This is a genomic window from Allopontixanthobacter sediminis, from assembly GCF_009828115.1.
GTDB classification, from domain to species: domain Bacteria; phylum Pseudomonadota; class Alphaproteobacteria; order Sphingomonadales; family Sphingomonadaceae; genus Allopontixanthobacter; species Allopontixanthobacter sediminis.
In genome coordinates this window covers 229604-252149 of sequence record NZ_WTYL01000001.1, presented here as the reverse complement: position 1 = coordinate 252149, position 22546 = coordinate 229604, and the positions used below count along the sequence as shown (strand labels likewise).

The 22546-nt window shown below is 63.4% G+C and carries 17 protein-coding genes; 14 read left to right on the top strand and 3 right to left on the bottom strand.

What is annotated here, in order from left to right:
- Positions 1-3 precede the first annotated feature (3 nt).
- The 3 genes from GRI65_RS01420 to hemC are packed head-to-tail and all read right to left on the bottom strand — an operon-like array spanning position 4 to position 2625.
- Positions 4-912, bottom strand: coding sequence for a mitofilin family membrane protein (locus tag GRI65_RS01420; RefSeq protein ID WP_160754756.1), 909 nt, complete (start codon positions 910-912; stop codon positions 4-6).
- 52 nt (positions 913-964) lie between these two features.
- Positions 965-1660 carry a uroporphyrinogen-III synthase gene (locus GRI65_RS01415; RefSeq protein ID WP_232843878.1) on the bottom strand — a complete coding sequence of 232 codons (696 nt, stop codon included), beginning with the start codon at positions 1658-1660 and terminating at the stop codon, positions 965-967.
- Positions 1657-2625: a hydroxymethylbilane synthase gene (gene hemC / locus GRI65_RS01410; RefSeq protein ID WP_160754755.1), complete on the bottom strand. Its 969-nt coding sequence runs from the start codon at positions 2623-2625 to the stop codon at positions 1657-1659. The genes GRI65_RS01415 and hemC overlap by 4 nt, the downstream gene beginning before the upstream one ends.
- A gap of 58 nt (positions 2626-2683) precedes the next feature.
- Between hemC and tsaD the strand changes: the two genes are divergently transcribed.
- The 14 genes from tsaD (at position 2684) to GRI65_RS01340 (ending at position 22527) form a co-directional block, all read left to right on the top strand.
- A complete protein-coding gene (tsaD, locus tag GRI65_RS01405; RefSeq protein ID WP_160754754.1) occupies positions 2684-3718 on the top strand; it encodes a tRNA (adenosine(37)-N6)-threonylcarbamoyltransferase complex transferase subunit TsaD in 1035 nt (344 codons plus the stop codon).
- Positions 3715-4719 carry an NAD(P)H-dependent glycerol-3-phosphate dehydrogenase gene (locus GRI65_RS01400; protein WP_160754753.1) on the top strand — a complete coding sequence of 335 codons (1005 nt, stop codon included), beginning with the start codon at positions 3715-3717 and terminating at the stop codon, positions 4717-4719. The genes tsaD and GRI65_RS01400 overlap by 4 nt, the downstream gene beginning before the upstream one ends.
- Positions 4716-6275: a lipopolysaccharide biosynthesis protein gene (locus GRI65_RS01395; RefSeq protein WP_408609021.1), complete on the top strand. Its 1560-nt coding sequence runs from the start codon at positions 4716-4718 to the stop codon at positions 6273-6275. The genes GRI65_RS01400 and GRI65_RS01395 overlap by 4 nt, the downstream gene beginning before the upstream one ends.
- A 62-nt stretch (positions 6276-6337) precedes the next feature.
- A complete protein-coding gene (locus tag GRI65_RS01390) occupies positions 6338-8023 on the top strand; it encodes a vWA domain-containing protein (protein ID WP_160754752.1) in 1686 nt (561 codons plus the stop codon).
- A 65-nt stretch (positions 8024-8088) separates the two neighbouring features.
- Positions 8089-8829 carry an OmpA family protein gene (locus tag GRI65_RS01385; RefSeq protein WP_160754751.1) on the top strand — a complete coding sequence of 247 codons (741 nt, stop codon included), beginning with the start codon at positions 8089-8091 and terminating at the stop codon, positions 8827-8829.
- A 144-nt stretch (positions 8830-8973) separates the two neighbouring features.
- Entirely contained in the window at positions 8974-9531 is a 558-nt protein-coding gene (locus GRI65_RS01380) for a hypothetical protein (RefSeq protein ID WP_160754750.1), read from the top strand.
- Between the two features lie 37 nt (positions 9532-9568).
- Positions 9569-11518, top strand: coding sequence for an acetate--CoA ligase (gene acs, locus GRI65_RS01375; protein ID WP_160754749.1), 1950 nt, complete (start codon positions 9569-9571; stop codon positions 11516-11518).
- Complete coding sequence (locus tag GRI65_RS01370) at positions 11515-12387, top strand: HpcH/HpaI aldolase/citrate lyase family protein (protein WP_160754748.1); 873 nt, start codon at positions 11515-11517, stop codon at positions 12385-12387. Before acs ends, GRI65_RS01370 begins: the two co-directional genes overlap by 4 nt.
- A gap of 76 nt (positions 12388-12463) precedes the next feature.
- On the top strand, positions 12464-13639 hold the full coding sequence (locus GRI65_RS01365; protein WP_160755542.1) for an acyl-CoA dehydrogenase: 1176 nt from the start codon (positions 12464-12466) through the stop codon (positions 13637-13639).
- Positions 13639-14289 carry a maleylacetoacetate isomerase gene (gene maiA / locus GRI65_RS01360; protein ID WP_160754747.1) on the top strand — a complete coding sequence of 217 codons (651 nt, stop codon included), beginning with the start codon at positions 13639-13641 and terminating at the stop codon, positions 14287-14289. The genes GRI65_RS01365 and maiA overlap by 1 nt, the downstream gene beginning before the upstream one ends.
- Complete coding sequence (locus tag GRI65_RS01355; protein ID WP_160754746.1) at positions 14286-15293, top strand: fumarylacetoacetate hydrolase family protein; 1008 nt, start codon at positions 14286-14288, stop codon at positions 15291-15293. Before maiA ends, GRI65_RS01355 begins: the two co-directional genes overlap by 4 nt.
- Before the next feature lie 108 nt (positions 15294-15401).
- The gene (locus tag GRI65_RS01350) at positions 15402-18647 is read left to right on the top strand and encodes a caspase family protein (RefSeq protein WP_160754745.1); all 3246 of its coding nucleotides are present in this window, start codon (positions 15402-15404) and stop codon (positions 18645-18647) included.
- The gene (locus GRI65_RS01345; protein WP_160754744.1) at positions 18644-20413 is read left to right on the top strand and encodes a CHAT domain-containing protein; all 1770 of its coding nucleotides are present in this window, start codon (positions 18644-18646) and stop codon (positions 20411-20413) included. The genes GRI65_RS01350 and GRI65_RS01345 overlap by 4 nt, the downstream gene beginning before the upstream one ends.
- On the top strand, positions 20410-22527 hold the full coding sequence (locus tag GRI65_RS01340; protein WP_160754743.1) for an ATP-binding protein: 2118 nt from the start codon (positions 20410-20412) through the stop codon (positions 22525-22527). The genes GRI65_RS01345 and GRI65_RS01340 overlap by 4 nt, the downstream gene beginning before the upstream one ends.
- The last annotated feature ends 19 nt before the right edge of the window (positions 22528-22546 follow it).

Below are 22546 nucleotides of genomic sequence, written 5' to 3'. Positions count from 1 at the left end.
CCGTCAGACGCCCGCTTCGACTGGGCTGGCCTGCTGCACAAGGTTTCCTTCGCCGTCACGTAGGCGGCGCGGTTCGAGCACGGCGGAGGTTTCGATCAGATCAAGCGCCTGTTGGGCTGCGGCATAGCGCTCGGCGTCCTTGATCCAGACGGAAGCGCGCGAGGCGCCGGGCAGCATCTTCACTTCTTCGATCGCAGCGCTGACCCGGCCGCTTTCTAGGAAATACCGCGCCCGCTCCAGCCGCCGTTCCGGCTGCGGCGAAGGTGAAGATTCGCGGCGGATAATGAAAAGTTCGCTCAATTCCCGGCGGAACCGGTCGAACGAAGGTTCCTCTGTCGAATCGGACAGTTCCGGGCCCAACCCTTCAAGCCGTGCCAACAATTGATCGAGAGTGATCGGATTGCGTGATGTCTCTATGATCGTGCTCACAGCGTTGGGCAACGCATCGCTGAAACGGATCCGCAATTGATCCGCCAGATAACCGAGTTCGGCCCCGCGCTCCATCGTGCGGCGGGTCGCGAAGGCGATCAGCAACCCCTCTGCACGGGCCGCGTTGCCGGTAGCCGCCTGCGTCTGAAGGTCGAGCTGTGCCAGCCGCTGCTCCGCTGCCGCAAGCCGTTGATCGAGGCCGCCCTGCTGCTCGGCAACCCGCTCGACAGCTTGCTCCGCAGCTTCGGCCTTGGCGGTTTCCGTTGGGCTGGGAGTAGGGCCGGGCATTGCCGCTGTATCATCGGCCACGGCAGCGATTTCGGTGGCCGGATCGGATTTGACGACGCTGTCCCAGTTCCCGTCCATCTTGTAAGCGATATAGCCGACCAGCGACGCACCGAGCAGGAACGATCCGCCCGTTGCCCACAATATCGTGCGCAACGGCGTCGTTTTCCGGCTGGCCTGACTCGAATATCTTTCCATCAATTCCTGTTCTGCAACCCGTCCCCCGATTTTACGTGCAGGGGCAAATGTTTCAACGGTCTTGGCACATGTCCTTGGCCAAGGCCAGCAATGCGGCATCGTTCGGAGCTTCGGCATGGCGTATGTCGCCCCACTCGCCTTCAAGCATCTCGGTAATGCGCGGCCCCAGCGCGGCCAGCCGGAGAGCGCTCTTCGGTATGCCCAGCCGGTCGCATTCCCCGGCGAAATGACGCGCAGCCGCAGCGGAATGCAGCAGGACAATCCCTCCGGCGCGGAGCATTCTTTCAAACTCCGGCGGTATGGCGATCGGCGCTGCGTCATAGACGATACGCTCCGCGATCACGACACCGGTTGGCACCTCCAGGGGTACCCGCTCCGCTCCCGACAAACGCAGGTAACGCCTAATTCCGGGAGACGTCCCGCCGCCGGTCTGCAGCAGTGACTGGAGCCCGCTCGAACCGGTTCTCTCGACTGTGAACCCCGCGCTTTCGGCCAGTTCCGCCGTCGTCCGGCCAACGGCGTGCACCGGCGTGCCGCGGAACTTGTCGAGCTGCGGGCCTCCGTGCCGGAAAACATTGGCACTGCCGATCAACAGTGCATCGACTTCGGCGGGATCGGGCGCGCTCCATGCAACCGGCCGAATTTCGAACAAGGGCTCGCCAACTATCTCGAGACTCATGCTGCGCGCGGCCGATATGGTAGCCGCCAGTCCGGGCTCCGGGCGAATGGCAAAAATATTGGCGGTCAAGAAACTGCCCCGGGCGCCCCGTCGAAATAAGCGGTGATGCCAGCCGATGCACGCTGCAGCAGGTCACCCGCAAGGCGTGCGGGCGCATCCGTATCGCCAATGTCGAACGTCAGGCTGCCCTGCACCCGCTCGGCCCCGTCAGGACTGTAAAGCACTGATGTCAGGGTCATGCGGCCGTCCGCCATCTCGCTCAGCACGGCGATGGGGCTGTGGCAATTGCCGCCCAGCGCCGCGAGCAAGGCGCGCTCGGCCATGATCGCGGCATGGCTCGGCGCGTGGTCGATTGCTGCGACCAGGGCGCGTGTTTCCGCATCGTCCGTCCGGCATTCAATGCCGATTGCGCCCTGCGCGGGGGCCGGAAGCCAGTCGTCCACTTCCAGCGGCGTGCCGGTGCCGGTCCGGCCGAGCCGTTCGAGGCCCGCCGCCGCCAGCAGAGTCACATCCGCCTCGCCCGCTGCCAGCTTCGCCAGCCGCGATGCGACGTTGCCGCGGAACATCACGATCTCGCAATCCGGGCGGCGGCTGAGCATCTGCGCTGCCCGGCGCGGCGCGCTCGTCCCAACCCTGGCTCCTTGGGGAATGCCGGTGATGCTGGACGCGCCGATCAGCACGTCGCGCACGTCTGCGCGGGGCAGGATCGCGGTTATAGTCAACTGGGGCGGGCGGATCGTCTCGACGTCCTTCATCGAGTGCACCGCAAGATCGATATGGCCTTCGCCGAGCCACGCATCGAGTTCCTTGGTCCACAAAGCCTTGCCGCCGATATCCGCCAGCGGTACATCGACGTTCTTGTCGCCGCTTGCGCGTACCGGGACCAGTTCCACCGCATTCTCGTCCCACCCGTGCGCAGCGCATAACCGGCTGCGCGTTTCATGGGCCTGGGCCATCGCCAGCGGCGACTGACGGGTGCCCAGCCGAAGCAAGGGTGAGGGGAGCGACGATGCAGGATTGGAGGGTCTGGTCATAGGGTCCAAATCATAGCGTTTGCTTGCCCTAGCCATCCATCTCGTTCAGGGGAAGCCCATGGGGATCGTACTCGGAATAGAATCCAGTTGCGACGAGACTGCTGCGGCCCTGGTCACCACCGACCGCAGGATCGTCGCGCAGGTAATCGCTTCGCAGATCGAGGCGCACGCGCCCTATGGCGGCGTCGTGCCCGAAATCGCCGCGCGCGCGCATGCGGAAATCCTTACTCCGATAATCCGCCAGGTCATGGCCGAAGGCGGCGTCGAGCTACGCGATCTTGATGCCATTGCAGCTACTGCCGGGCCCGGCCTTATCGGAGGAGTGATGGTCGGGCTGGTCAGCGCCAAGGCCCTGGCGATGGCCAGCGGAGTGCCGCTCATCGCGGTCAACCACCTTGAAGGGCACGCGCTCAGCCCCCGCCTCGCCGATCCGACACTCGAATTTCCCTATGCGCTGCTGCTGGTATCGGGCGGGCATTGCCAGATCCTCAGGGTGGAAGGAGTCGGTCAGTACCGCCGTCTCGCCACCACGATCGACGATGCCCTGGGCGAAGCGTTCGACAAGACTGCGAAATTGCTTGGTCTGGGCTATCCGGGCGGTCCGGCGGTCGAGCGGTTGGCACAGTCGGGCGATTCCAAGGCCGTGCCCCTGCCCCGCCCATTGGTCGGTAGCGGCGAACCGCATTTCTCCTTCGCCGGGCTCAAGAGCGCGGTGATGCGCGCCAAGGACAGCGGCAAATACAGCGATGCCGACATCGCCGCCAGTTTCCAGCAAGCTGCGATCGATTGCGTGATCGACCGGCTGCGGGTGTCGCTGGATGCCAGCGAAGCCATGCCGGCTCTTGTGGTTGCAGGCGGGGTGGCCGCCAACACCGCCATCCGCAGCGCGCTGGAAGATTTCGCGGCGCAGCGCAGCATGGCCTTCGTAGCGCCGCCTATGGCACTGTGCACGGACAACGCCGCGATGATCGCATGGGCGGGGGCGGAGCGGCTTGCCACCGGCCAGTCCGATCCGCTCGATTTTGCCGCCCGCCCCCGTTGGCCGCTCGATCCGGATGCTGCGCTGGTGCGCGGCGCGGGGTCGAAAGGATGAGCGCCGGTGCGAAACCGGTCGGCGTCCTCGGTGCGGGCGCGTGGGGCACCGCCCTCGCGCAGATGCTCGCCTCCGACGGGCGCGAAGTGCTGATCTGGGCGCTGGAGCCGGAATTGGTCGAGGAAATCAACAGCCGCCGAACCAACAGCCTGTATCTCCCCTCCGCAAGCCTGTCCGCATCCATCAAAGCAACCGGCAATCTTGCCGATTTCGCGGGTTATGACACTGCGCTGGTGGTGACCCCGGCGCAGCATCTCGGCCGCGTCCTTGGCGGCATGGCTGGCCACCCGCGCGACCTCGTCCTGTGCAGCAAGGGCATCGAAGCGGGCAGCGGACGGCTGATGAACGATGTCGCGAAGGCCGCAGCGCCGGGAAGCGATATCGCAATCCTGTCCGGCCCGACCTTCGCCCACGAAGTCGCTGCCGGAATGCCGACCGCGGTTACGCTCGCGTGCGGCGGCGGGGAAGAGCAATGGGACCGGATCGCCAAGATCATCGCGCGGCCGCAATTCCGGCCCTATTACTCGGACGATGTCGTCGGCGCGGAGATCGGCGGCGCGGTCAAGAACGTGCTGGCGATTGCCTGCGGCGTGGTCGACGGGCTTGGCTTGGGCCAGAACGCCCGCGCGGCGCTAATTGCCCGGGGTTACGCGGAAATGCTGCGGTTCGGTGAAGCCCTTGGGGCGCGGCGGGATACTTTGGCGGGGCTGTGCGGACTGGGCGATCTGGTCCTCACTTGCTCATCCAGCTCCAGCCGTAATTTCTCGCTCGGCAAAGCCTTGGGCGAAGGGAAATCATCGGCTGTGCTGATGGCCGACCGGCGCACCGTGGCCGAGGGCGCCCACACCGCGCCGGTCCTGGTCGAGCTCGCCGCGCAAAGCGGAGTGGCGATGCCGATTGTCGCGGCTGTGGGCCAGTTGCTCGGCGGGGCGGCAGCGGCTGAAGTAGTGACGCGCCTGCTCGCCCGTCCGCTCACGACAGAGCAGGAAACTTCTGCGTGACCGCAACCACTGACCGACCTCCGGACCCCTCTGCGGAGGCTGTCCCCGAACGTACCGACGAGGGGGATATCGCCGCGCTGGCCAAGGGCGGCCGGACCAATTTCATCGGTTTCCTCCTGCGCCTGGCTGCCCGGCTGCCGTTTTTGTTCATCGCGGGTCGCCTGTACGGGGCGGAGGCGCTGGGCCGCTTTGCATCGGCGCTGGTGATCGTCGAACTGATCGCAATGCTGTGCACAATCGGCGAAAAGCGCGGACTCGCGCAGCGACTGTCGGACGGCGGCGACGATGTTGTCCCGGGCCACATCGTTTACGACGGCTTGCTGGCGGCGTTCCTGTTCGGCAGCGCCGCGGCGTTGCTGTTGTACCTGCTACCCGCACCGATGTTTCCCAGCGGCCAGTACACCGAACTCGACCGGCTGATCGTGCTCGCCATTCCGGCGCTGGCGATGACGGAAATCGCGCTGGCGGCGCAGGCCTACAAATTCGATATCGCCGCCACGGTGCGCTCCCGGGCTGTGGTCGAGCCCTGGACGATCTCGATCATGGCCGGAGTGTTTTTCGTGCTGCTGCCTTCCAGCGGTCTGAGCATGGCCTATGTCGCATCGATCCTGGCGGCCGCGTTGACAGCGTTCTGGCCGTTCATTCGCGATTACGGCCTCCCGCGCGGCTGGAAACCCAGCCTAAGCCGCATGAGCCGGCTGACCGTCCGGGGGCTTCCCCTCGCCACCGCCGATGCGATCGAGTGGGGGACGCGGCGGTTAGACCTGTTCATCCTGGGCCTGTTCGCAGCGCCCGCGGCGGTCGGCGTCTATTATGTCGCGCAGCAGGTCGCCAGCCTGCCGCAAAAGTTGAAGACCAGTTTCGAGCCGATCCTGGGCCCCGTCATCACCCGCAATCTCAAGGAAAAGAACTACGCAGGGATTGCCGCGCAGGTGTGCCAGGTCGGCTTCTGGATCATCGCTGCGCAAGCGGGGATCGCATTGGCCTTGGGGGTGCCGGGCGAAGGCGTGATGGGCCTGATCGGACCGGGCTTCGTTGCGGGTACCGGGGCGCTGGCGTTCCTGCTCGCCGCCGAAGTCGTAGCCGCCACAGCCGTGGTTTCGGAGGCTGCGCTCGTGTACATGGCGCGCCTGAGGAACCTGTGGATTTCCATCGCCACCATCCTGCTGCAAGCCGCGTTGACCGTCGGAGCGATGCTGCTGGCGGACCGCTACGAACTCAGCGACTATTACCGTGCGGCGGGGGCCGCCCTTTCGCTGATGCTCGCGCTGGGTATCATGTCTCTCGCCAAGGCGTGGCTGCTGTCGCGGATCCTTGGCTACCCGGTCAACAACTGGCGCTGGGCGCTGGTATGGGCCGCAGCGCCTGCGGTCGTGGTCGGCTATCTGGCGACCCTACTGCCCGAATGGGCCGAGCTTTCGCTGGGCATTCCGGCGATCCTGCTGACCTATGGGTTCGTGATCTGGCACAAGGGTTTCGGACCTGAAGACCGCGTCCTGTTCCGGAAGAATATCGGCGGCGAGCCGACCGAAAGCACCAAACCGTCGCAGCTATAGAACGTTCAGTCGGCATTCACTCCCAGGATACAAGGTATCACGCAGTTAATGGGGAGGGTACGATGCGCGCTACGCGAATAATGGTCACGATTTCCGCTGCCGGTCTGATGGCAAGTTGCTCCACCGCGCCGCGTGACGAGGTCGTGGTTACCGGTCAGCCTGTCAACGAAGCCGCCGGTGCGGCGGATACTGCCCTGCCGCCGCCGCCCCCACCTCCAATGGCGCCCCCTCCCCTTGCCCAGCCCAGTTCGCGGGTAACGCGGGCGGACCTGCTCAATCCTCCCCCGGCAATGCATATGCGCGAGTTCGTGCCGCCGGTCGTCGTGGCGACCGACCCAGGCCGCGAACGGTACGACGGCGAAGAAGTTTCTGCGGTCAAGCTTACTGCTGCGGAACCGGTTTCGACCTTCTCCGTCGATGTCGATACCGGCGCTTATGCCAACACCCGCAGGTTCCTGAGGATGGGCAATCTTCCGCCGCAAGATGCTGTCCGGACCGAAGAGCTGATCAATTATTTTCGCTATGATTACGCCGCGCCGAAGGACCGCACGCAGCCGTTCACCGTGACCACCGATGTCGCAGCGTCACCGTGGAACCCGAACGCCAGGCTTCTCCGCATCGGCCTTCGTGGTTACGATCTGCCGCGCGAGGCCCGGCCCTCGGCGAACCTCGTGTTCCTGCTGGATGTTTCCGGCTCCATGAACAGCCCGGACAAGTTGCCGCTGGTGAAAACCGCACTGGCCGGTCTTGCGAGTGAACTTTCGCCCCGGGACAAGGTTTCGATCGTGGTCTACGCCGGTGCCGCCGGGCTCGTGCTGGAGCCCACCAGTGACACCAGGACCATCCGCAGCGCGCTCGACCGGCTGGAGGCGGGTGGTTCGACAGCCGGCGGCGCAGGGCTGCAGCTCGCCTACCAGATCGCCGAAGACAACCGGATCGACGGCGGGGTGAACCGGGTGATCCTGGCTACCGACGGCGATTTCAACGTCGGCGTATCCAGCCAGGACGCGCTGATCGAGATGATCGAGGCGAAACGCGACAGCGGAATTACCCTCACTACGCTGGGGTTCGGCACCGGCAATTACAACGAAGCGATGATGGAACAGATCGCGGACCACGGAAACGGAAATTATTCCTACATCGACAGCGCAATGGAAGCGAAAAAAGTGCTCGGCGACCAGATGCAGTCGACCCTGTTCACCATTGCCAAGGATGTGAAGATACAGGTCGAATTCAATCCGGCGGTAATCAGCCAGTACCGCCTGATCGGCTATGAGAACCGGGCGTTGCGGGAAGAGGACTTCGACAACGACGCGGTCGATGCCGGTGATATCGGCGCGGGCCACCAGGTCACCGCGATTTACGAAGTCGTGCCGGTCGGTAGCGCCGGCTGGATACCTCCGCGCCGTTATGGCCAAACCGCCGCCGCAACCACTTCGGAACGGACTGCCGAAGCAGCCCATGTCAAGCTGCGGTACAAGCTGCCGGATGGCACGACCTCGCGCCTGATCGATACGGTCGTCCCCGCAGCCGCAATCAGGACCTCGGCGCCACCACGCGGCGATTTCGCCTTTGCCGCGGCGGTGGCCGCATATGGGCAGAAACTGCGCAAGGACCCGCTGCTCGCCGGTTTTTCCTTTGCCGATATCGACCGGCTGGCCGGACCCCAAGGCGATTTCTGGCGGCAGGAATTCCGCCAGCTCGTTGGTGTGGCTGCCGATCTTGATGGCGGAGCGGCCCGGGAATAAGCTTCCGCTGACCTTTTTCTCGGCAACCCCTTTGCGTCGGCGGAGGGGATGTCTAAGGAAGGGGGATGACCATCCGCCCCATTGTTGCTCTTCTCGCAGGCGCGTTGCTGGTCGCCTTGCTGGCCTTTGTCGGCGGCGCGTCCCGGGGCGGACAAATGGCGGCGCAAATGAAAACGGCGGCAAGGGAAGCGATTGCCACTGCGGGCGGCGAGCCGATCACCGTCAGCTTCGAAACCGGCCGCGGCTGGCCCACCCGGCACGCGCTGCTCAGCGGCGGCGAAGATGTCGACGAGGCCATCCGGGCCAAGGTTGCCCAAGGCGTAGCTTCGATCCCCGGCGTCGGCGCGGTCAATTGGGCCGATGGCTCGATCATCGCGGAGAACCAGGTCCTGGCGCTGACCCCGATGCACTGCCAGGAAGACGTCGAAGCGCTGCTGCGTGCGCGGACGATCCGGTTCGAGGAATCCAGCAGCGCGTTCGATCCCGCCAGCGTTGAATTGCTCGACGAAGTTGCCGCAGCCCTGCGCCCGTGTCTCGGCAGCATCATCGCCATAACCGGCCATACCGACGCATCCGGTCCGCCGGCAGGGAATTTGGCGCTATCGCAATTGCGAGCCTTCGCCGTCAAACAGGCGCTGGTCGACCGTGGCATTCCGAACGATGGCCTCCGGGCGCGCGGCCTGGGTTCGACGAAGCCTGTCGAAGGCCTCCTGCCGACCGATCCCGCCAACCGCCGGATCGAATTTTCAGTGATCGCAACGGTGCCGATTGCGCCTACGCCGGTCGATACACCGGGGCCGCGCTGACGCCGGTGCCAACTCGCGGGGCTTGATGAATATGCCGATCTGGTTTGAATTGATGATCCTGCTGCTGGTAACGTACGGCATCGGCATCGGCATTGGCTGGGTGTTCTGGGGCCGCGGAATTGCGCATGACGAAGGGTACGAATGATGGTGGAACTTATTCAGGATAATTGGCTGCTGTTCGTGATCGCGTTGCTGATCGGCATCGCGGTCGCCTACTGGGTATTTGTGGTCACCCGCCGCACCAGCGTGGTCACCACCAGGACCGACGCGCTCGACGAAGGCGCGGCCCCCGCTATCCGCAACCAGGCGCTGATCGACACTCCCCCCGCGTCCGCCGTGAGCCCGGCGACTGCGCCGGTGGTCCCGCCCGGCCTCGCCGGTGCCGGAACTGCCGTGGCCGCTGTGGTCGAAGAACAGAAAGCCGAAGCCCTCAAGGCTACACCTGGCGATCCCGACGAGACTGCAGGCGACGACCTTAGCCGGATCAAGGGCTTAGGCCCAAAGCTGGAAGCAACCCTGATTTCCCTCGGCGTGACCCGCTTCTCACAGATCGCGGCGTGGTCGGAGGACGACATTGACCGGATCGACGCGCAGCTCGGCCGGTTCGAAGGCCGCATCCGCCGCGACAATTGGGTGGCCCAGGCGCAATTCCTCGCGGGCGGCGACATGGCCGGATACGAGGAAAAATTCGGCAGGCTGTAATTTCGGCGATCCGCCAAGCATTCCCCGGGAGACGACAATGAGCGACACCATCCATCCAGTGCCTGACCAATGGGCCAAGAGCGCGCTGATTGACGAAGCCGGATACCACGAAAAATATCGCCAGTCGGTCATCGATCCCGACACTTTCTGGCGCCGAGAAGCGCAGCGGATCGACTGGATCCGCCCATTCGAGACCGTGAAGGACACTTCCTTCGACGAACAGGATTTCCGCATTCGCTGGTTCGAAGGGGGGACGCTGAACCTTGCGGCCAACTGCCTCGACCGACACCTCGAGACGCGCGGTGACCAGGTCGCGATCATCTGGGAACCGGACAATCCATCCAGTCCCGGACGGAGCATCACCTATACCCAGCTTCACCAGGACGTCTGCCGCTTCGCCAACCTTCTCAAGTCGCAAGGCGTTGCCAAAGGCGACCGCGTCACGATCTACCTGCCGATGGTGCCGGAGGCCGCCGTAGCCATGCTGGCCTGCGCCCGGATCGGCGCAATCCATTCCATCGTGTTCGCCGGGTTTTCACCCGACGCACTCGCTGGCCGGATCGAGGATTGCCAGTCGAACATCGTCCTGACCGCCGACCAGGGTCTTCGCGGCGGCAAGACCATTCCGCTCAAGGCCAATGTCGATGCCGCACTGGAGAAGGTGGCGGTCGATACGGTCATCATGCTGCGCCACACGGGGGCCGATGTCCCCATGGTGGACGGCCGCGATATCGACTGGGCCGAGGCAGCATCGGGCCAGTCCGCCGAATGCCCGCCTGAACCGATGGATGCCGAAGACCCGCTGTTCATCCTCTACACCTCCGGTTCTACCGGCAAGCCCAAGGGCGTACTTCACACCACCGGCGGCTACTCGGTGTGGGTCAGCATGACGCACGAATATGTGTTCGATTACCAGCCGAACGCGGACGGTTCGATGCCGGTCTACTGGTGCGCTGCCGATGTCGGTTGGGTCACCGGGCACAGCTATGTCGTTTACGGCCCGCTGATGAACGGCGCGACCACCGTGATGTTCGAAGGGGTGCCGAATTTCCCGGACTTCTCGCGTTTCTGGCAGGTGATCGACAAGCACCGCGTCGAGATTTTCTACGCCGCCCCGACTGCCCTGCGCGCCCTGATGCGCGAGGGCGACGATTATGTCACTCGCACCAGCCGTAAGAGCCTGCGCCTGCTCGGCTCCGTCGGCGAACCGATCAACCCCGAAGCGTGGGAATGGTACCACCGGGTCATCGGCGAGCGGCGGTGCCCGATCGTCGACACCTGGTGGCAGACGGAAACCGGCGGCGCGATGATTTCGCCGCTACCCGGCGCGATTGCTTTGAAACCCGGCAGCGCGACCCTGCCGATGTTCGGCGTCCAACCGGCGCTGGTCGACGGCGAAGGCAAGGAATTGCAGGGCGCCGCCGAGGGGGCATTGGTCATCCTCGACAGCTGGCCGGGCCAGATGCGGACCGTTTACGGTGATCACGAGCGGTTTTTCCAGACTTATTTCAGCACCTTTCCGGGCCATTATTTTACTGGCGACGGGTGCCGCAGGGACGAGGACGGCTATTACTGGATCACCGGCCGGATCGACGACGTGATCAATGTTTCGGGCCACCGGATGGGCACGGCGGAGGTCGAAAGCGCGCTTGTTGCCCACCCGGATGTGGCCGAAGCGGCGGTGGTCGGAATGCCGCACGATGTGAAGGGCCAAGGCATCTACGCCTATGTCACGCCCAACGCCGGAGTTGAGGGCAGCGCCGAACTGCGCGCCGAACTGGTGCAATGGGTGCGCAAGGAAATCGGGCCGATCGCGACGCCGGACGTCGTCCAGTTCGCCCCTGCCCTGCCCAAGACCCGAAGCGGCAAGATCATGCGCCGCATCCTGCGCAAGATTGCGGAAAACGAGCTTGGCAACCTCGGGGATACCTCGACCCTCGCGGACCCCGGCGTGGTGGATGATCTGATCGCCAACCGTCCGGCATGAAATACCGCCCGCTCCGCACGGCGCTGTACCTGCCCGCCAACCGCGCCAGCGCCGTGGCCAAGGCGCGCGAGGCCGATTGCGACGCGGTGATCCTCGACCTCGAGGATGCGGTCGCACCCGATGCCAAGGCGGAAGCGCGTGAAGCGGCGATTTCCGCGGCCCGCGAAGGCGGCCTCGGTCATCGCTTGCTGGTCATCCGCGTCAACGCGCTGGATAGTGAATGGGGCGAGGCGGATTGCAACGCATTGCGAGGCCTTTGGCAAAAATCCGAAATTGCCGCGGTGCTGGTGCCGAAGTTGTCCTCCGCCGGGCAATTGGCGGAGTACCGGGACGCCGTTGGGGATGGACCCGAGTTGTGGGCGATGCTCGAAACCTGCACCGCTTTTCTCGATCTGTCAGACATTGCATCGGCAGCGAAGAGTGCCGGTCTCACCACTTTTGTCCTCGGCACCAACGATCTGGCGCTGGAAATGCGCTGCACGCTGGATACAGGGCGGAGTGCGATGTTGCCGTTGCTAACCCAATCCGTGGTTGCGGCGCGGGCTTATGGCCTCTCTGTGCTCGACGGCGTGTTCAACGCCTTGGATGACGAGGCTGGATTTGCCGCGCAATGCGAACAAGGGGCGATGCTGGGCTTCGACGGCAAGACGGTGATCCATCCCGCGCAGCTGGCAGCGGCCAACGCGGCCTTCGGGCCCTCCGCACACGAAATCGCAAGCGCCGAGAAGATTGCCGCCGCCTTCGCCGCTCCGGAAAACGCCGGCAAGGGCGTCATCCGGCTGGAGGGAAAAATGGTCGAAGTCCTGCATCTGTGGCAAGCGGAGCGGACGCTCGCGATTTCCGCAGCAATCCGCCGCGACAGTGCTTGAAACAGGCGCGCATGGGGGCCACAGTTGGTCCTACAGTTAAATTCGATTTCTATCTTCAGGAGCAAGCATGGCCGGCATGATGCCATTCAATTGGGAAGACCCGTTCGATCTGGAAGGGCAACTGACCGAAGACGAGCGCATGATCCGCGACGCAGCCAAAGGCTTTGCCCAAGGTGAATTGCAGCCCCGCGTCCAGCAGGCCTACCGCGACGAAATTTCCGCACCCGAACTGTTCCCCCTGATGGGCAGAGCTGGTTTGCTCGGCGCGACCATCCCGGAAGAATACGGCGGCGCCGGGGCCGGCTATGTCGCCTACGGCCTGATCGCTCGCGAGATCGAGCGGGTCGATTCCGGCTACCGGTCGATGGCCTCCGTCCAGTCCAGCCTGGTGATGTATCCGATCCACGCCTACGGCAGCGAAGAACAGCGCCGGAAATACCTTCCCGGGCTGGCAAGCGGTGAATTGATCGGCTGTTTCGGCCTGACCGAGCCCGACGCCGGTTCCGACCCCGGATCGATGCGCACCTACGCCAAGAAGGACGGCGACGGCTATTCGTTGTCGGGCGCGAAAACGTGGATTTCCAACTCCCCTTTCGCGGACGTTTTCGTGGTCTGGGCCAAGAGCGAAGCGCATGGCGACGGCATTCGCGGCTTCGTGCTCGAAAAAGGCATGGCCGGCCTGTCCGCCCCCAAGATCGAAGGCAAGCTGAGCCTGCGCGCCTCCACCACCGGCATGATCGTGATGGATGACGTCAAGCTGCCGGCGGATGCGTTGCTGCCCGAAGTGCAAGGCCTGAAGGGTCCGTTCGGCTGCCTCAACCGCGCGCGTTACGGGATCAGTTGGGGCGCGATGGGTGCGGCTGAATTCTGCCTCCACGCCGCGCGGCAATACGGCCTCGACCGCAAGCAGTTCGACCGGCCACTGGCTGCGACACAGCTGTACCAGAAGAAACTCGCCGACATGATGACCGATATCGGTCTCGGCCTGCAGGCTTCCCTGCGGGTCGGCCGATTGATGGACGAAGGCCGGTTCGCCCCGGAGATGATCTCCATCGTGAAGCGGAACAATGTCGGCAAAGCGCTCGACGTTGCCCGGCACGCCCGCGACATGCACGGCGGTAACGGGATTTCCGACGAATACCAGGTCATGCGGCACATGGTGAACCTGGAAACGGTCAACACCTATGAAGGCACGCATGACGTCCATGCGCTGATCCTCGGGCGGGCCATCACCGGCATCGCGGCGTTCTGATGCGGCTCCACGGTTATTTCCGCAGCTCGACGTCCTACCGGCTCCGCATTGCGCTGAATTTGAAGGGGCTGGACTATGACTATGTCCCGGTGAACCTCGTCAAATCGGAGCAGAAATCCGCGGCCTTCACCAGCCGCAATCCCTTTGCCAGTGTTCCCCTGCTGGAAGCAGGCGGGCGCGACCGTGCACAGTCAATGGCACTGCTGGAATGGCTCGACGAGGCTTATCCGAACTCTCCCCTGCTGCCCGCGGGTGTTGAGGACCGCTACACCGTGCGCGAGCTGACCTATGCGATCGCCACCGAAATCCACGCGCCGAACAATCTGCCGGTGCTCCGCTATCTCGCAGATCCTCTAGGCCATTCGCAGGACGAAATTGCCGTGTGGTACCGCCATTGGCTGGCCCGAACGCTCGACCCGGTAGAAGCGCGGCTGGGCCAATTGGGTACGAGAGATTTCCTGCTCGACGCCCCCGGCATGTTCGAGACGGTCCTGCTTCCGCAAGTATACAACGCGCGCCGTTTCGATTTCGATTTTTCACCGATGCCGCATATCGAGCGGATCGAGGCCGCCTGCCTGGCGCTCGAACCGTTCCAGCGTGCGCATCCCGACAACCAACCAGACAATCCGGAGAAGGACCAAACCGTATGAAACTCGCATCGCTCAAATCAGGCCGCGACGGTGTTCTGGTCGTCGTTTCGAAAGACCTCACCCGCTACTGCGCAGCCGGAAACATCGCCCCCACCATGCAGGCCGCGCTCGACAATTGGGACGAGTGCGCACCCCGGCTCGAGGCGCTCTATACCGATGTCGAGCATCAGGCCGTACCCTGCGGCCGGTTCCACGAGCGCGAGGCCGCATCTCCCCTGCCCCGTGCCTATCAATGGGCCGATGGCAGCGCCTACATCAACCACGTCGAACTGGTGCGGAAGGCGCGCAATTCCGAAGTTCCGGACAGTTTCTACCACGATCCACTGATGTATCAGGGCGGTTCCGACGGCTTTCTTGCCCCGCGCGACCCGATCCCGCTGGGTGACCCGGCATGGGGCTGCGACATGGAAGGCGAGATCGCCTGCATCACCGATGACGTTCCGCTGGGGACCACTCCGGAAGATGCCGCCGGTCACATCAAGCTGCTGATGCTGGTCAACGACGTGTCTCTGCGCGGGCTGATCCCCGGCGAACTGGCCAAGGGGTTCGGCTTCTTCCAGTCCAAGCCCGCCAGCGCATTTTCGCCCGTGGCGGTCACACCCGACGAGCTTGGCGATGCGTGGAAGGACAGCCTGATCCACCATCCGCTGATGGTCGATTACAACGGCCAGCCTTTCGGCCGGGCGCAGGCGGCGCAGGACGCTACTTTCAATCTGGCGCAACTGGTTGCCCACGCCGCGAAGACCCGCAATCTCGGCGCGGGAACCGTGATCGGGTCCGGCACCGTGTCCAACAAGGGCGCGGACGGCAGCCCGGGCAAGCCGGTGAGCGAAGGCGGCGCCGGCTACAGCTGTATCGCGGAAATCCGCATGATCGAAACCATTGCCAGCGGTGAGGCGAAAACGCCGTTCATGCGGGCGGGTGACACCGTCGCGGTCGATATGCACGACGAACACGGCCACTCGATCTTCGGGCGCATCGAACAGGAAGTCGTCGCGGCCTAATCTATCGACTTGGCCGAGCAGAATTGACATCTGCAGCCACGCGACCATGATACGAACTCGAAGGCTGGCAGTGGGTGCGCCGATTGCCTTCGAGGGGGAATGGCGACGATGGCGAAGATTTACGCCCTGCTGGTCGGGATCAACGATTACCCAGGCAACGTCGGCAAGCTGCAGGGCTGCCTGAACGACATCGCGAATGTCGAAGATTACCTGTCGGATTTCTACTCCGATGCCGCCGTGGTCGCCTTGCGCGATGGTGATGCGACATACGCCAATGTCATTGCCCAGTTCCGGCAGCATCTCGGGCAAGCAGGCAAGGACGATGTTGCGCTGCTGCATTACTGCGGCCACGGCGCCCGCGCGACATCCTCGCTGGAACTGCGTGAGTTCGACCGGGACAACCGCGACGAAGGGCTGGTCTGCATCGACAGCCGCGAAGGCGACAATTTCGACCTGGCCGACAAGGAACTTGCGCTGCTGCTGCGCGAACTTTCTGCCCGCGAACCGCATATCACAGTGGTCCTCGATTGCTGCAATTCCGGTTCGGGCACCCGCATGGTCGAGGATGGGCCGCAGGCGGGCGTGCGAACCACCGCCAGCACCTATCCCCCTCGTCCGCTGGCATCGTATCTGGAAGGGCAGTTCGCCAGCATGCTGGCGCGCGGAGAGCCGCTGAACATTCCCGCCAGCCGCCACTTGCTGATGGCCGCTTGCGACCGCAGCCAGACGGCGAAGGAAGACCTCGATACTCACCAGGGCTTTTTCACCACCGCGCTTTACGACGTGCTGCGCCGGGGCGGGGAAAGCATCGCCTACGCCGATCTGTTCGTGCGCAGCAGGGCCGCCGTACGCCGCGCCATTCGCGACAAGAACAAGACCCCGCAGGATCCCCAATTCGAAGGCTATGCCGGGTTCGACGCATATTCCGGTTTTCTGGGCGGTGCCGCGAAAAAGGCCCGTCCGACCTACAGCGTCTACCAGTCGGAGGGCCAATGGCTGGCAGAATGCGGCGCGCTGCAGGGAATATCGACCGATCTGGCCACCCCGGTGACCCTGACGCTCCGGGAAGATGCTTCGGACGAACGCGCGGCGGGCACGGCGGTGGCAACCAGGGTCGGTGCGCAGACTTCGGTAATCAAGCCCGACTTCGATCCCAAGCCCGAGGCGCGGTACTGGGCCGAAATCACCAGTATGCCGCCCGCTCCGATGCTGGTCGCGTTCGTCGGACCGGACGATGTGCGGGCGGCGCTGGAAGCGGCTTTGGCCGATACTCCGGGAAGCGCGGCTGTGCTGACCGATGAGGGGGCCGGCGATGGTCCCCTTCTGAGGGTTACCGGCGAGGCCCTCCAGCTCGAAGCGAAAGCCGGCGGCCCGGTGGTGGGCTCAGTGCCGATAAACGGTTTATCGTCGGGTTGGGCGGCAACCATGTTGCCCCGGCTGGAGCACGCCGCGCAGTGGCAGCGGGCTTTGCGACTGGACAATCCAAAGCCCGAACTCGACCGCGAAAAGGTCGAGGTGAGGTTCGTCGAGACCCGTGCCGACGGGACCGAACTGGCCCATGAAGGGCTGGAAATATCGCTTGCCTATCGCCGCAAGGATGACGGCTGGATCAAACCGCGCGGGAAATTGACGATTGCCAACCGCACGGCCCAGGTTCTCAATTATGCGCTCCTCCATTTCTCGGAAGACTTCGGCGTCACCCCGCTGGCGAACGACCAGATTGCGCCGGGCGGCGAATTCCAGACCATCCTGATCGACGCCGCGAAGAATTCGGCGATGATGAACTTCACGCTGGATCACGGGGACGAAGGCCTTGAGCGGCTGAAGATCATAGTCAGCACCGAGCGGATCGACGATTTTCGCCTCGCGATGGCACCGCTAAACAACGATCGCGGGATCCTGAGCGATAGCGAAGTCGCGGAAGCGGAAAAGATCGCGAAGGACGATTGGTTCGCCGTTGATGTGAACATTCATATCACGCGCCAGCTCGATGCAGTTGGCGCCGCGCCGGTATCGCTGGCGGACGGACAGATCGAGATCCTGCCGCATGCCGAGTTTACGGCGCAAGTCGCGCTCGGTACGGCACCCGAGCCTGCCCGTGCGGCGGGGGACTATGCACGGCTGCTCGACCGGCTCGGCGGCACCTCGCTTGCCCCGGCGACCCTCGGCGGAAGCCGCGGCGCGGCGGTCCATTCCATCGAACTGAACGATATCGCGAACCCTGAGGCACTCGCCGACAACCCGCTCCAGATGCGCATCGCGGCGTCCCTCCAAGAAGGCGAAACGCTGGTGCCGCTGGTCCATGACGGCCAGCACGTCCTGCTAGCCGGCGATTTCTGGCGCGACGATACGGGCGCGACGAATATCTCGATCGACCACATTCCCGCGATGGTCGGAGGGCAGGACATCGACCAGCGCAGCGTCGGCAGCGCGCTGAAACTCTACCTGTTCAAGACGTATCTCGGCATTAGTAGCGTCAACAGCCTGCGCCTGGCCGAGTTTGCGCCCGATGGGACCTTCACCTACCGTACGGACCCGATCGCCGAGCAAATTGCCCAAGCACGGAATGTGCTGGTGGTGGTTCACGGAATCATCGGCGACACCAAGGCCCTTCTGGGCGGTGTCCCTGCCGCCGGTTTGCTCGACAAGTTCGATTGCGTGCTTGCGTATGATTACGAGAACCTCGCCACTCCGATCGGTGAAACCGCGCAGGGCCTGAAACTGGATCTGGAAAAGGTCGGCCTCGGTGCCGACAATGGCAAGAACGTCACCATCCTCGCCCATTCGATGGGCGGGTTGGTCAGCCGCCAGTTCATCGAGCGCGAGGGCGGTGACCGCGTGGTCAATCATCTCGTGATGTGCGGAACACCCAATCAAGGCTCGCCATTTGGCCGGATCGACAGTGCGCGCAAGGTGCTTGAGGTGCTTGCAACCATCGGAGTCAATTTCGCCCCGCAATTCTGCGGCCCGGCGCTGATGCTGCTGGGCCGATCCCGCAAATTGACCCCGACGCTCGAACAGATGAACCCCGATTCCGTGTTCCTGTCGGAATTGAACAGCGGTGGCGCACCGAACGTGCGCTACACAATCCTGGCGGGGGATGTTGACCGCTATAAGGATCCGCCCGGAAGCGGTTTTGGCGACCTCGTCACCAAGGTCGGACGCGGCCCCGTGTTCGACGCCTTGTTCGGCAACCGCAGCAACGACATCGCGGTTACCGTCGACAGCATCGTTGCCGGGCTTCCCACGCGAAACGCCGCGACCCTGCGCATCGACGCCGCTTGCCATCACCTCAATTATTTCACCGATCCGGCCGGGATCGCGGCGCTCAAGCAGGTGGCCTGGCAGACATGACCATTCCGGTCGTCCTGATGGGTTTCGCCAACGATCCGGGCAATCACCTTGCAATGCTGACGCGCGAACGCAAGGCGGTGTGCAGCGCGCTGAGCGCATACGAAGACCAACGATTCATTCGCGTGCAGGCGGAGCCGAGCGCGGGACTGGATGATTTGTTCGGCCTTTTCAACCGTTTCGCCGGCCAAATTGCCATCTTCCATTATGGCGGCCATGCCGATGGTACCGCGCTGCAACTGGAAACGCCTGGCGGCAAGGAACTGGCCCATGCCGCTGGCTTGGCGCAACTGATGGGGCAATCAGCCGGGCTCAAGCTGGTATTCCTGAACGGCTGCGCCACGCGGGACCAGGTCAAGGCCTTGCTGGCCAACGGGGTGCCTGCGGTAATCGCGACCGCCGTGCCGATCGACGACAGCATGGCGACCGAATTTGCTGAGCAATTCTACCAGTCGCTCGCCAGTCGCAAGACGATCAAGGAAGCGTTCGATGCTGCCAGCGCCCTGATCGCAAGCCGCTACGGCGAAACGCGCGCGATAGGGGAATTCCGCGGGATCGAATTCGGCGATGGCGAGGCGGACGCACCCGCTCCGCCCGAACTCACATGGGGGCTTTATACCCATCCCGACCACGCCGACGTGAAGCAATGGCAATTGCCCCAGCAGGCCGAAAATCAGGTGATCGTCCGCGGTGCGGCGCTGAGCCATGCAACTACCGTGGCGGTCAACGAGGGCCTGATCCAGACGCTGTTCAACGCGATTTCGCCGTTCAGCGCCGAAGTGGGCGTGTTGTTTGAAATGGCGAAGAGACTCGGCCGGTCGGACCTGCGCACCGTCCGTCAGCAGATTATCGACGCCTACCCCGCGCCGCTGGGCGAACAGCTGCGCAAACTGTTTTCGAGCAACAATGTGGACGAGGCCCGTCTGCGGCAATTGGTCACCACCTATGATATCGGCACGCGGATGTTCGCCTTCATCCTGCTGTCGCAATTGTGGAACGCACGCTTCGAGAAACATGATCTGGTGACGACCCCGGAACAGCGCGCGGCTTTGCTGGAATTTCTCGAGCTTCAGCCGGACAGCGAACCGAATTTCGATTACCTCCAACTCATCACAATTATCGACGGGATACTGTCGGCCAACACGGTGGAACCGTTCATGGAACTTGGCGCGGGTCTCAACGCATCGCTTGCGGTCGACGCGAGCAATGACGCGCACCGGTTCATGACGGAAATGCGCGGTGAACTCGCCAAAGGAGCAGTCAACGCTGCTGAAATCGAGAGCTTCTGTGTGCAGGCCGAACGGCATCTCGGGACCATCCTGACCGACTTCGCCTTCATCGTCAGTTACAAGCTGGCCACCATCAAGGGCATTGCGATCACCAAGACGCGTCACCGCCCGCCCGAATTCAAACACCGGCAGGTGCTGCTGGACCGGGTGACCGCCGGCTATATCGATTCAGACGAGGTGCGCGCGGATTTTACCGACAACGAATCGGTGATCCTCCTGAAAGACCTCGAGGATGTTTCGCAATATCTCAATCTGACGCCCTTCATCATCGACCAGAACGCCTTGACCGGTAACGAAAATACCAAGCTGTTTTTCCTGCGCGGCTATTCTCCCGCCGACCGGACCTGCCACTATTATTCGATCGCCGATCCCTCGGACGTCCTGTTGATCTCCGACACCATGGACCCCAAGGACCAGGCGGCTCACCTGCCCGTGCGTAGCCTGGTCGAGGAATTCCGGGAAGCGGTCCAGGCACCATGAAGTCGCCGTTCAAATTTCTGGATGCCTATACGGCCGCCGATGCAGAGGTCTTTTTCGGACGCTCTGCCGAAACCGAACTGCTCTATCGGCTGCTCGGCGAAACCGACATCGTGCTCGTCTATGGCCAATCCGGTACCGGCAAGACCAGCTTGATCCAATGCGGGCTGGCCAACCGGATCCGGGAAACCGACTGGCACCCTCTGTGGGTCCGCCTCCGGGACAATATCAACGCATCGCTGGCGCAGGAAATAGGCGCCGCCGCGATCACGCCGATCGAGCCGGGGGCTTCCCCGGTCGAAGCCATAAAGTCGCTGTATCTCGATCACTTGCGGCCGATCTACCTCATCTTCGACCAGTTCGAGGAACTGTTCGTATTGGGCACCAGGGAAGAACAGGAAGCGTTCTATTCGACCGCTGCGGAGATCATCGCGTCGGACGTTTCCTGCAAGATCATCGTCAGCCTGCGGGAAGAATACCTCGCCCAGCTCGACCGGTTCGAGCAGATCGTCCCGAACCTGTTCAACAAACGCCTGCGGGTTGAATTCATGAGCCCGGCGCAAATTGAGCGGGTCATCACCGGGACCTGCGAGGCGCATGGGATTGCGCTCGAAAACGGGGCCGACACGGCCCGGCTGATCGTCGACAAATTGAGTGATAGCGGGCGCACCTACGTGCAGTTGGCGTACCTCCAGGTATATCTGGACAGTCTGTATAATCGCGTGGCGACCGGCGCGCACGGCGGTGAAAGCGCCGTCCCCGTGGTTTTCACGGACGATGCGATCGAACGAACCGGCGAGCTGGGCGATGTCATGTCCAACTTTCTCGATCACCGAATACGCGACATCGCCGCCGAAGTGCAGGCGGAGCATCCAAAAGTAAATACCGCGAGCCTGCGCCAGCTTCTCGAAGAATTCGTGTCGGTCGAAGGGACAAAGCAGCCCACCACACCGGACGAACTCGCCCAGCGCATGCCCAACAGCGGCCCCTGGGTCACGCTCGCGCTGGCAAGGTTGCAGGCTAACAGGGTGCTGCGTGAGGTTGATGGCCGATACGAACTTGCGCATGATGCCTTGGCGGCGCGGATCGTGGAGACTCGCAGCAGCGAACGCCAGGCTATGCTGCAGGTTCGCAAGATCGTCCGCGATGGTCTGGCCAGCCACCGGCAAACCAGGAGTTACCTGCAGCGCGAAGAACTCGCCGTAGTTTCGCGCGGGCTCAAGCAGGTCGATCCGGTGACGGACCAGCCGCTGCTGGTCCTTGACGATGCCGAGGCCGATTTCGTCCGCAAGAGCATCAGGAAGCGCCGCCGCGACCGGCTTTACATGGCGGGTATCGGTACCGGGGTGGCAGCGATCCTTCTCGGGCTGTTCACCTTCAGCCAGGCGAGCCAGGCGGACGCGAAAATTGCGCAGGCCGCCGCTCAGGCTGCGGAGAAAGAACGGATGGCAGCGCGCCTCCAGTCCAACGAGTCAACGGATAACATGGCGTATCAGACGTATCTTTTCCTGCTCGGGAATACGGACCCGAACGTCCAGCTGACGCGCCGGCAGCTGATCGACTATGCGATGGCCGAAAATGAAATGCGGGATAATCGGGTGGCGACCGAAGACGGTCCGCGTTCCGTCTGGAAGTCGCTCAATGAGTTCACGGGCGCTTACGAGATCGGAAGCGAAGAATATGCGAGCGTTCTGATCACCGAACTGTCGGTCGAAGCCCGCCGTGCTCTGGTCGCCGATCCGGCAAATTGGGACCACCGAATTGCCTACAAGGCGATCTTGCTGCGGCAATTCTTCCAGCCTCCGGAAGGCCAGGACCGGGCGGTTATCGGGCGCCGGCTGGTCAACACCATGCGCTATGCCGAAAACCTTGCGATGGAAGACTTTCCGCCAGGGGCTGTCACATTCAAGCAGTTTACCCCGCAGGACTTTAAACCGGTCTATTACGATTACGACATCGCAGTCCTGTGTACGATGTTGAAGATGGAAGATATCTACCCGCAGGACAGTTGCCGCGGCATTGACCAACTGGAACCGGAAGACCTGCCATTTGACATGTCCTCCGCTGAAGCGAATCCCGCTCTCGAAGATAAAGGCACGGCTGCAGGCCCAGCCTGACGCGAGGAACCCCGTGTTA